Annotated in this window: 9 protein-coding genes; 6 read left to right on the top strand and 3 right to left on the bottom strand. The window is 57.8% G+C overall.

Annotated elements, in window-relative coordinates:
• Nucleotides 1–188 precede the first annotated feature (188 nt).
• Nucleotides 189–656 (bottom strand): hypothetical protein, encoded by a 468-nt coding sequence (locus AB5758_RS09160; RefSeq protein WP_138375038.1) that lies wholly within the window; start codon nt 654–656, stop codon nt 189–191.
• 277 nt (nt 657–933) lie between these two features.
• On the opposite strand from AB5758_RS09160, the gene AB5758_RS09155 reads away from it, so the two are divergent.
• Entirely contained in the window at nt 934–1,365 is a 432-nt protein-coding gene (locus tag AB5758_RS09155; protein WP_035138719.1) for an Hsp20/alpha crystallin family protein, read from the top strand.
• An 81-nt stretch (nt 1,366–1,446) separates the two neighbouring features.
• Here AB5758_RS09155 and AB5758_RS09150 read toward each other — a convergent pair whose 3' ends face one another.
• Nucleotides 1,447–2,256, bottom strand: coding sequence for an MBL fold metallo-hydrolase (locus AB5758_RS09150; RefSeq protein ID WP_149926514.1), 810 nt, complete (start codon nt 2,254–2,256; stop codon nt 1,447–1,449).
• Between the two features lie 48 nt (nt 2,257–2,304).
• On the opposite strand from AB5758_RS09150, the gene tilS reads away from it, so the two are divergent.
• From tilS to AB5758_RS09125, 5 genes are all read left to right on the top strand, one after another.
• Nucleotides 2,305–3,846, top strand: a complete 1,542-nt coding sequence (tilS, locus tag AB5758_RS09145) for a tRNA lysidine(34) synthetase TilS (protein ID WP_196022818.1) — start codon at nt 2,305–2,307, stop codon at nt 3,844–3,846.
• A gap of 148 nt (nt 3,847–3,994) precedes the next feature.
• The gene (hpt, locus tag AB5758_RS09140) at nt 3,995–4,543 is read left to right on the top strand and encodes a hypoxanthine phosphoribosyltransferase (protein WP_006235600.1); all 549 of its coding nucleotides are present in this window, start codon (nt 3,995–3,997) and stop codon (nt 4,541–4,543) included.
• 1 nt (nt 4,544) lies between these two features.
• Nucleotides 4,545–6,680, top strand: coding sequence for an ATP-dependent zinc metalloprotease FtsH (gene ftsH, locus AB5758_RS09135; RefSeq protein ID WP_368155514.1), 2,136 nt, complete (start codon nt 4,545–4,547; stop codon nt 6,678–6,680).
• Nucleotides 6,681–6,869: 189 nt separating this feature from the next.
• A complete protein-coding gene (locus tag AB5758_RS09130; RefSeq protein ID WP_118081740.1) occupies nt 6,870–8,054 on the top strand; it encodes a pyridoxal phosphate-dependent aminotransferase in 1,185 nt (394 codons plus the stop codon).
• A 165-nt stretch (nt 8,055–8,219) separates the two neighbouring features.
• The gene (locus AB5758_RS09125; protein ID WP_368141865.1) at nt 8,220–9,041 is read left to right on the top strand and encodes a phosphatase; all 822 of its coding nucleotides are present in this window, start codon (nt 8,220–8,222) and stop codon (nt 9,039–9,041) included.
• 78 nt (nt 9,042–9,119) lie between these two features.
• On the opposite strand, the gene rlmD is transcribed toward AB5758_RS09125, so the two are convergent.
• Nucleotides 9,120–10,568, bottom strand: coding sequence for a 23S rRNA (uracil(1939)-C(5))-methyltransferase RlmD (gene rlmD / locus AB5758_RS09120; protein ID WP_161145454.1), 1,449 nt, complete (start codon nt 10,566–10,568; stop codon nt 9,120–9,122).
• Between the last annotated feature and the right edge of the window lie 184 nt (nt 10,569–10,752).

Genomic DNA, 10,752 nt, shown 5'->3' with positions numbered 1-10,752 from the left:
CCATCGCGCCGAGAGTACTGCGGGGTCAGCCCGTGGGAGGCCAGGGCGCCGCTGACCGGTGGACGGCACCGAGCCGTACGCTTGAACTGAGAAGGGGGAGGCCTCGCGGCCTCCCCCTTTTTTTGCGTTTACCGGGCGTAAATGACTCATTTACACCAGACGATCTTATCGTTTTTGGTATTGAGCTTTTATTTAAAGAAAATAAATCGAATAACAAGGGCAACTGCTATGACCGCAATGATCAAAAGCAGGATTGTCAGTCGATGCTGCTTGCGTCGTTTACTTGTCGAAACGAAGATTGATTTTCCCTGTTTTGGCGTTTCGAGATAGCGAGCCGAATGCGTCAAGGTTTGCTTTGGTCGAGGACCTCTTTGTCGATGAGTGGCGGATGCTTTCATCGGCTCATCACTAGCTGCGCTGTTTTTAGATAATGGTGCGTCTTTCAGATATACAGGGTCTCCCGAGGCGACGCCCATATGCTTACGTCCCGTTTGGGCATCCTCGAGCGTTTGATATCGATTTCTCGTCACATATTCGGGCTCTGCATCATTAATGGGCTCTTGCGAGATGTGGGGGCGACGGAACCGTGGCGGCTGCGTGGAAATATCTTCCCCCTGCGTCGGCATAAACATATTGTTCTGGTTTTGGTCGTCCATGATGCCCTTTAGCTCGTTACCAACAACGTGTACGCGCTCATTGTAAGCCCCTTGTTATTTGTAGCTGTGGACATACTCGTTATTTAAGCTCTGGTTCAAAGAACCTTAACCTTCCAAAAACCTGAGTCTTACTCACTTAGATATGCTTATAGTACTGGACTCAAAAAACTTTATAGTCGGTGTATATATGAGCACCGGGTGGGCATATATAAGAACGTCAAAAGAAGTCCCAGTCACCTAGAAGATGACTCGGCAGTCCTATAAAGGAGTGGTAAACATGGCAAGCATGGTTCCTTATCGTTCGGTTTTTGGCGTTCGTCCCTCTGCTAGCTCGCTGTTCGATCTGTTTGATGATATGAGTGACCTGGCGAACAGCTCTATTGCCTCCAAGGCGTTTCCCGTTGACGTTGAGGATAAGGGCGATGGCTATGAGGTCAAGGCTTATCTGACCGGCGTCGCCAAGGACGATATCGATGTCGAGCTTAATGAGGGCCGTCTGTCCATTAGCGTGAATGTCGAGGAAGACGAGGAGAACGAGGGCAAGAACTTCCTGCAGAAGGAGTTCAGCTCGTACAGCGCGACGCGTGGCGTATATCTGAAGGACGCTTCGAGCGAGGGTCTCTCTGCTAAGTATGCTGACGGCATCCTGACCGTTACGGTTCCCAAGATCGTCGAGAAGAAGAACGTTACGAAGATCTCCATCGATTAACGTTTCCGATGGTCAGAGCTTTTGAGCCAAGATAAAGGGGCTGGGATTTGATTCCCGGCCCCTTTTGTTTTATTGAGCGGTCTATACAATGGTTGTCGGTTGATACTGACTTGCAGGGCGTATCGAGAGTTTTCGCGATCCTTGGAGAAGGGTGGCGGAGCTACCGACCTCGTCATCCAGGGTTGCGGCTAGAGCTTTGGCATAGCTTTTGACGGTAAGGCTCGGACGATTGTTATCTTGGCTGATATGCATGGCAATGAGCTGTTCGGTGCGATCGGTAACAAGTTCGCGCGCGGCTTCGGCGGCTTGGTCGTTGGAGAGGTGTCCCCTTGCAGACAGGATGCGCTCCTGAAGAAAGCGGGGATATTCTCCCTCGCGCAGCATAGTCACATCGTGGTTGCTTTCGAGCGCGAGGACTCGACAATCTTTGAGGGTGTTCATGGCTTGGCTCGATAGCTCTCCGGTGTCGGTGGCAATGCCGATGGAATCATCGAGGGCATCGAATCGATAGCCGACTGGATTGATGACATCGTGTGATGTTGAGTAGGTTTGCACGTGGATGCCGGTAATGGATAGGGTGTCACCGGGATCGAATTCCTCGACAGGCAGATGCGAAAGATTTTCTTTGCTCGAAAGTGTGCCCCTGCTGGCAAAGAGGGGGCCGTGCCAGTGCTTGCACCAGACATCGAGACCCTTGATGTGATCGCTATGCTCATGAGTAATGAGAAGAGCCGAGACGTTGTCTGCCGAGAGCCCCAGTTCTGCCATGCGCTTTAATGTCTCGCGGCGAGAAAGACCGTCGTCAATCATGATGAGCCCCCGGGGGCCTTCGATGAGCGCGCAGTTGCCTTTTGAGCCGCTGCCAAGGATATGAAGGTGCAGACGAGACATAAGATTCCAAAGGATACAATGGGTGCGAACGAATAGAGGAGGAAGCAAATGCCAACGGTATCTCAGCATTATGGACACCATGCTGCATCGTGGGCTGATGATAAAGCTCTGGCAACGCGGCAGACGGCTGCCCCCGTGGTGCTCATGGTATCAGGTGGTGCGGACTCGACGGCACTGCTTCTTATGGCGTGCACATCAAAGTTGGATATTCAGGATGGGCGTGGTGTAGCTCCCATCGCGCGCGAACGACTGCACGTGCTGCATGTAAACCATCATCTGCGCGGCAAGGCGTCCGATGGCGACGAGGCCTTTGTGCGTGAGCTCTGCGCGCAATATGGTTTACCGCTGTGTGTGGAGCACGCTTATTTTGATGGGGAGTCGGGCAATATTGAGGCCGCGGCCCGCGAGGTGCGCTATGCCGCGGCGCGGAGGTATGTTCGCGAACTCTGCGCCCAGACGGGGGCACCGCGAACGGCGGCTCGTATCTGCACCGCGCACACGTCTTCGGATCGCGCGGAAACGTTTTTGATGAACGCGATTAAGGGTTCGGGGCCCGCTGGTCTATCGAGCATTCCTCGCCGGAGGAATATCGTGGTGCGTCCCTTGCTCGACCTAACTCATGGCGAGCTTGTGGGCTATCTACAGGTACATGGTCAGCCGTGGCGTGAAGACGAGAGCAATGAGGATATCTCGTATCTGCGAAACTACGTGCGCCATCGGGTAATGCCAGTGGTGGCACAGCGTAATGCGAGCGTGTGCAAGACGATTGGCGCCGCCTGTGAGATCTTGGGTGACGAAGACGCGTTTCTATCCCAGCTGTCGGCGCAGGCGTTTCGAAGCTGCCTGCGCAAGGAGGCGGCGGGCGCGCTAGTGCTCGATGCCAGACGCCTTGCTGCGGCCGAGGTGGTAATCGCGCGGCGCATCGTGCGACTGGCGATTAAGCGCATCGATCCGGACGCTCGTCCAGAGATGCGACATGTGGAGCGAGTCCTTTCCTGCGTTGCCGAGGGCGCCGGCTCGGTCACGCTTCCGGCGGGGATTGACGCACGCATTGAGTTTGGCATGCTGGCGTTTAAGGCGCCGGCGGCTCGCGAGGGCCTGGTCGCGGACTGGGTTACCGTACCCGGTCGTTTGCCGTTGGGCGGGGGACGTATGCTGGTCACAGAACCGATGGCCGTTGAGCCGGGATGCGATATCGTGCGTCGCGCCCGTGAGCTTGCGGCTGCCGGGGAAGTGACAGCTTTGGTAGACGCGGCTGCCCTGGGTTTTGCCGACAGCGATAGTGAGCGGATCCTGGCGGGCTCGCGTGGCAAGATCCCTGTCGAGGCGCGATTGGCGCGCCTGTGGGTGGACGGTCCCGCACCGGGAGACGTGATGTGCCCGTTAGGGATGAGTGGCCGAAGCAAGAAAGTATCCGACTTGCTAGGCGAGGCTCGCATTCCCGTTTCCGAGCGCGCCGGCGTGCCCATGGTGAGGACGGCGCCGGGAGGTGCCGTGGTGTGGGTCGCCGGAGTTCGCGCGGACGAGCGTTTTAAGTGCACGGCCGCAACGCGCGTGGCATATCTGCTTCGTGTGGTCGATGCGGAATAGCGTCCTACGCCAGCTATTCTGTGCGGCGTTGACGGTATTCCCGCGCTGATGGTGCGCGGGCTGGAAAATATACCCCGTGCGCTGCTAGAATGTGTAGTTCGCGTCCATACGGCGGTGTGTGGGCGATTAAGCACAAGAAAGGGTTGTCATGGCTTCTCAACATCCGGATATCGAGAAGGTTCTGTTTACGCAGGAGGATATCGACGGCATCGTTTCTCGCCTGGGCGAGGAGATCACTCGCGACTACGCGGGTAAGGATCTGGTGCTGATCGCGGTTCTGCGCGGTGCCGTTGTCTTTATGGGCGACCTGATGCGCAAGATTGAGCTACCGACCAACATCGATTTCATGGCTGTTTCGAGCTATGGCGACGGTGTGAAGTCTTCGGGCATCGTGCGTATCATTAAGGATCTGGATATCGACATCCGTGGTCGCGACGTGCTGATCGTCGAGGACATTCTGGACTCGGGCCTGACCCTCAAGTACCTGATGAAGAACCTCGAGAGCCGCAAGCCCGCTTCGCTGGAGGTCGCTGCCTTCCTGTGGAAGGACGTTGAGGACCGCACCTCGGCCATCACGCCCAAGTATGTTGGAACCCATTGCCCCGATGCCTTTGTGGTGGGCTACGGCCTCGACTATGCCGAGCGCTATCGTAACCTTCCGTATCTGGGCATTTTGAAACCGGAGGTTTATTCGTAAGATGCCCGACGACCATAACGATAACAATTCCCAGACTCCCCGGGAGCCTAAGATCCCGGGGATGCCCGGAGGCAAGAAGCCCACGCGTACGGGCTGGCTGTATTTTCTTTTGGCTTGCGCGCTTCTGGGCTATGCCTTCTTTAATATGGGTTCCGGCTTTGCCAGCTCAAGCAATACCGTTAAGCTCGCGACGAGCGAGATGGTCAGCGCCATCAAGCAGGATTGCGTCGAAAATCTGACCTATACGGTTCAAGACGGAAGCGTGACGGGTCATTACTGGAAGACAAAAAAGGACAAGGGCGATACGAGCGAGCTCAAGAGCTTCTCTTCGACCTATGTCGGCTCCGATTCGCTTGCCGAGCTCATGGCGGAGCACCCCGATACCAAGTACATCGTCAACACCAACGATCCCGATTTTTGGGGCGACTTGGCGATGAATGTGCTTCCGACGATCGCCCTTATCGCCATCATGTTCTACTTTATGCGCCAGATGATGGGCGCCAACAACAGGAACATGCAGTTTGGCAAGACCAACGCCAAGACCAACGAGGCCACACGCCCCAAGGTCAAGTTTGAAGACGTTGCCGGAGTGGACGAGGCAGTCGAGGAGCTCGAGGAGATCCGTGACTTTTTGAGCGATCCGGATCGCTATCGCAAGCTGGGCGCCAAGATCCCGCGTGGCGTGTTGCTGGTTGGCCCTCCGGGCACCGGTAAAACGCTGCTGGCCAAGGCCGTTGCCGGCGAGGCGGGCGTGCCGTTCTTTAGCATCTCGGGTTCCGACTTTGTCGAGATGTTCGTAGGTGTCGGCGCCAGCCGTGTGCGTGACCTCTTTAAGGAGGCCAAGTCCCAGGCCCCGTCGATCATCTTCATCGATGAGATCGATGCCGTGGGACGTCAGCGCGGAGCTGGCTTGGGCGGCGGTCACGACGAGCGCGAGCAGACGCTCAACCAGCTGCTGGTCGAGATGGACGGCTTTGAGGAAAGCGAGTCGGTCATCCTGATCGCCGCCACCAACCGCCCCGACATTCTGGATCCGGCGCTGCTGCGTCCCGGTCGTTTTGACCGTCAGGTTACGGTCGACCGTCCGGATGTGAAGGGCCGCGAGCAGATCTTGCGCGTGCATGCCGAGAACAAGCCGATGGACGAGGACGTTAAGTTTGAGAAGCTCGCCCAGATGACCGTTGGCTTCACTGGTGCCGATCTGGCAAATCTGCTCAACGAGTCTGCGCTGTTGGCTGCCCGCCGCCATCGTTCCGTGATCTCGATGGACGAGGTCGAGGAATCGATGGAGCGCGTGATTGCCGGACCGCAGCGCAAGGGTCGCGTGATGACCGAGGCCGAGCGCACCACGATTGCCTACCACGAGAGCGGTCACGCCCTGGTGGGTCACATCCTGGAGCACTCCGATCCGGTCCACAAGATCTCGATCGTCAGCCGCGGCCAGGCGCTGGGCTACACGCTGCAGCTTCCGCAGGAGGGCCACTTCCTCAAGACCAAGAACGAGATGCTCGACGAGCTCGCCGTGTTTTTGGGCGGTCGCGTTGCCGAGGAGCTCATGTGCGATGACATCACGTCGGGCGCGAGCAACGATCTGGAGCGCGCAACCAAGATGGCGCGCGAGATGGTCACGCGCCTGGGCATGAGCGAGGAGCTGGGCACGCAAGTGTTTGGCGAGGCGCAACATCAGGTGTTCCTTGGTCGCGATTACGCCGATCACCAGGATTACTCCGAGGAGACGGCGCGCCGCATCGATATCGAGGTCCAGCGCATTATGCGTGAGGCCCATCGTCGTGCGGTCGAGATTCTGGACGCCCGTCGCGATCAGCTCGATCTGATGGCGAAGGTGCTGCTTGAGCGCGAGACCGTCGAGGGCGACGCCGTGAACGCCCTGCTCGACAACGAGTGGAATGCCTACCTTGAGCGCGAGGGCGATATCCTGGCGGCCAAGGAGGAGCGCAATGCCAAGGCGGCCGGCATGCCGACCAAGAAGCGCGTGCCTCGAATGAGCGAGGAGGAGCTGGCGGCTGATGCCGCGGCCTTTGCGCAGGCGGCCATGCAGGAGGATGCCGAAGCCGCATCCGATGATGCTGACGATGACCATGCCGTCGTCGATGCCGACACCGACGCCGACAAATAGTCTTTGTGGCGAAAGCCTCCGCGGGGAAACCTGCGGAGGCTTTTTCTTTTGAGCGATATGGGGCCGTCTGTTGATTGGGGACAGACTTAAATGAGCGTTTTCACGCATTTAAGTCTGTCCCCAATCAACATTGCTGCGGCACTTTGCTCGGCTAAAGCGTACAATAGCGCCTATGCGAAAGGGGAACAGATGATCAACGAAACTATGTATGCTCGCGGTGCGGAAAGCTCCATCATCCGTGAGATTTTTAGCTATGGCCTTGAGCGCAAGGCGCAGATCGGTGCGGAAAACGTATTCGATTTTTCGCTGGGCAATCCGAGCGTTCCGGCACCCGCTGCTGTGGCGGAGTCCATTAAGAAGGCCCTGGAGCTGCCGAGCGACCAGCTGCACGGCTACACGCCCGCACCGGGCCTGCCGCAATGTCGTGCCGCTGTGGCCGAATCGCTCAACCGCCGCTTTGGCACGAGCTATGAGGGCAAAGACGTCTTTATGACGGTGGGTGCCGCGGCTTCGCTCACCTGCGCGCTCAACGCCGTTACGAATCCGGGCGACGAGGTTATTGTTATCGCCCCGTACTTTCCGGAGTATCGCGTTTGGATTGAGAAGGCCGGCTGCACGTGTGTCGAGGCGCTTGCCAACGAGGACACATTCCAGCTGAGCGTGGATAACGTATTCAAGGCGATCACCGACAAGACGGCAGCCGTCATTATCGACTCGCCCAACAACCCGACCGGTGCCGTATATACGCGCGACACGCTGACGCGACTGGCCAATGTTCTGCGCGAGGCCAACGCTCAGCGCGATCCCGAGAATCCGATTATGCTCATCTCGGATGAGCCGTACCGCGAGATCGTGTACGGTGCCGAGGTGCCTTGGGTGCCCTCGATCTACGAGCACACCATCGTGTGCTACTCGTATTCCAAGTCGCTGTCGCTGCCGGGTGAGCGCGTGGGGTGGATCTTGGTTCCCAACACCAATCCGCAGGCTGCCCGTCTGATGCCGGCCGTTGCCGGTGCCGCCCGTACGCTGGGCTTCGTGTGCGCGCCGGCGCTCTTTCAGCGCGTAATTATCGACTGCATCGATGAGCCGAGTGACGTTGAGGCCTATGCACGCAACCGCACCGCGCTTACCGACGCACTAGCGGAGTATGGCTACACCTATGTTGAGCCGGATGGCGCGTTCTACCTATGGGTGAAAGCATTGGAGCCCGATGCGAATGCGTTTTGCGAGCGCGCAAAGAAGTATGAGTTGCTTGCGGTTCCCTCGGACAGCTTTGGTATGCCGGGTTGGTTCCGCCTGGGCTATTGCGTGAGCTACGAAACGATTGTCAATTCGCTACCCGCTTGGAAACAGTTGGCGGACGAGTATCGTTAAAAGTAAAGCGCTCTGCCTACAATGTTTTACGTGAAACGGGGTTTGGTGTTAAGCCGGACCCCGTTGTCATGGACGTTGTGTCTTTGGGATGGAGTGGTTTTACGACTATCGAAGGCTATGCGTACAATGAATATAAGCGACGGCCGTGCCAGATAAGGAGACCTGATGCCCTACCTGCTTTCTTGTGACATTCATACCCATACGATGTTCTCTGCGCATGCATATTCGACCATTGAGGAGAATGTGTACTGGGCGTCAGAGCGTGGTCTGCAGGTGCTCGGATCTGCCGACCATTTGAGCTCTATGGTTACGGCTTGCCCCAATGACCTGCGCAGTTACCAGTTCTTTATCAACCAGGATATCTGGCCGCGCATTTGGAGCGGCGTGCTGGTGCTGCGTGGTGCCGAGGCCGATATCGTTTCGCTGGACGGAAGCCTGTTTGGCGAGGACACTCCTGTCACGCTCGATATTGCCGGCGATTCGTACAGCCGTCAGCATTCGCTGTTCGATTTGGTTACGCGTAATTTGGATTATTTGGTTGCGAGCGTGCATAATCCGCAGATTGCTGAGGGCGCGACGCTGGCCCAGACGGCCGAGATGTATATCAATGCCCTGGAGCACCCCAAGGTGTTCATGCTGGGTCACACGGGGCGTTCGGGCGTGCCGTTCGATATCGACGAGGTGCTGTTGGCAGCTAAGGCCAAGCACAAGATTATCGAGATCAACAACCATAGTCTTGAACACGGTGTCGACACTGAGCATTGGGCCGTATGCCGCAAGATTGCCGAGCGCTGCGCCGAGCTGGGCGTGGGCATTGGCGTGTCGACCGATGCCCACATTGGCATGGCCATTGGCAAGCTCGATCACGCGCGCAAGATGCTCGACGAGATTCACTTCCCACTGGATTTGATCGTGACGCGCGACCGCGAGACGCTGCTGTGCGAGATGGCGGCAGCCGGCGTGTGCGATCTGCGCAATGGGATGTAGCGGAGTTTATAAACCAAGCGAAGGGGGCGGCCCAGGCGGGTCGCCCCCTTTCTTGTCCCAAAAATCTACTGAGGTTGGTTAGCGGCGTTCGAGGACCGCTACGGTTTCGGTGTGGTCGGTGTGAGGGAACATGTCGACTGGCGTGATCTTGAGCAGGCGATAGCCTCCGTCGAGGAGCTGGTGCAGGTCGCGCTCTTGGGTCACGGGGTTGCAGCTGATATAGGTGATGCGGCGCGGCTTAAGTGCGCAGGCAGCTTCGAGGAACTCGGGCGTGGAGCCGGCGCGCGGCGGGTCGATGGAAAGAACGTCGACGCGTTCGTTGTTGTCGGCGGCATCCAGGATGTAGTCGGTGGCGTCGTCGGCCATAAACCAAGCGCTGCGGGTGAGGCCGTTGAGCTCGGCATTGCGACGTGCGTCGGCAATGCCCGCCGGGTTGCGCTCAACGCCGAGCAGCATAATGCCGATACCCTTGTTCTGGGCATCTTTAGCTGCGCAAAGACCGATGGTACCGCTGCCACAGTAGGCATCCATGAGCACATCGCCCTGGTGCAAATCCATGCCGTCGATAGCGAGCTGATAGAGCAGCTCGGTCTGTTGCGGGTTGGTCTGATAAAACGCGGTGGGGGAGATGTCGAATTCGCAGCCGAGCAGCTGGTCGCGCATGCATTCGGCGCCATACACGATGCGGGTTTCCTCGCCGAGGATGGCGTTGCCGGGGCGTCCGTTGATGTTTTGGGCGACGGTGACGATGCGCGGATCGAGTGCGGCGACAGCCTCAAAGAACTCCTGCGCATGCGGCAAGTCGCGCTGAGCGGTCACGAGCGTGACCATGACCTGGTCGGTACGCCAACCGCAGCGGACGACGGCATAGCGAAGCAAACCAAGATGCTTGTCCTCATTAAAGGCGGGAATATGCAGCCGCTCAGCTTCGCGTGCGATGCCGTTGAGAATCTGACGGGCGCCCGGTGCCTCGACGGGGCATTCGGGTACGGCAACGATCTTGTGCGTGCCGCGCTCAAAGAAACCGCAACGGACAGCGCCCTCCTTACCGGGAGCAAAGGGAGTGGCGGCCTTATGGCGAAAACCGCGCGGCGCAGGATATTTGCCCGGGTCGCCCAGGGTGACACCCATGCCACGAATAGGATCTACAGCAATGCCCTCACGCTCACAAAGCGAAGCAAAAAGCTCCTCCATAGCAGCCTGCTTAGCTGCCAACTGCTTTTTATAAGGACGATTGAGCGCCGTGCATCCGCCACAAGCTCTCATGATGGAACAGGGAGACTTGGGATCCACAGCCTCACGCGCAGACGGAACCGGATTCTTATACGGGCGCTTGGAGCGAGTCTGAGATGCCTTATCCTCGCTCCGACGAGAGCCGGGACGCTTGGCCTTAGCCTTGCCCTTAGCCGACTTACCCTTCGCATTCAGAGACGACTTGGATTTCTTAGAAGATTTTTTCTCCCCCGACCCCTCAGCCGCCTCGATCAAAGCACGACGAGCCTTACGCTCCGCACGAGATTCTGCCATGAATTAACCCCACTAATTTACAAATTGAAATCTGAAAGCATTGTATCGTGCCAAGCTAGCGGACGATATGCAAGCGCCCACTTCATGTCAGTGATAAACCCAACGACGTTTGCCCGCCGGGTGCCGGGGCAGGGGTTAAGTTTGCTGCTCTACAGTCCTGCTCGCGACGGAGAGCACATTAAGT

Source organism: Collinsella aerofaciens (genome assembly GCF_040926405.1).
Taxonomy (GTDB): Bacteria; Actinomycetota; Coriobacteriia; order Coriobacteriales; family Coriobacteriaceae; genus Collinsella.
The sequence above is the reverse complement of the archived record's forward strand: the minus strand, read 5'-3'. Positions and strand labels throughout refer to the sequence as shown.

Coding starts and splice junctions, on each gene's coding strand:
- AB5758_RS09160 (WP_138375038.1), bottom strand. CDS start 656: ATGGACGACCAAAACCAGAACAATATGTTTATGCCGACGCAGGGGGAA.
- AB5758_RS09155 (WP_035138719.1), top strand. CDS start 934: ATGGCAAGCATGGTTCCTTATCGTTCGGTTTTTGGCGTTCGTCCCTCT.
- AB5758_RS09150 (WP_149926514.1), bottom strand. CDS start 2,256: ATGTCTCGTCTGCACCTTCATATCCTTGGCAGCGGCTCAAAAGGCAAC.
- tilS (WP_196022818.1), top strand. CDS start 2,305: ATGCCAACGGTATCTCAGCATTATGGACACCATGCTGCATCGTGGGCT.
- hpt (WP_006235600.1), top strand. CDS start 3,995: ATGGCTTCTCAACATCCGGATATCGAGAAGGTTCTGTTTACGCAGGAG.
- ftsH (WP_368155514.1), top strand. CDS start 4,545: ATGCCCGACGACCATAACGATAACAATTCCCAGACTCCCCGGGAGCCT.
- AB5758_RS09130 (WP_118081740.1), top strand. CDS start 6,870: ATGATCAACGAAACTATGTATGCTCGCGGTGCGGAAAGCTCCATCATC.
- AB5758_RS09125 (WP_368141865.1), top strand. CDS start 8,220: ATGCCCTACCTGCTTTCTTGTGACATTCATACCCATACGATGTTCTCT.
- rlmD (WP_161145454.1), bottom strand. CDS start 10,568: ATGGCAGAATCTCGTGCGGAGCGTAAGGCTCGTCGTGCTTTGATCGAG.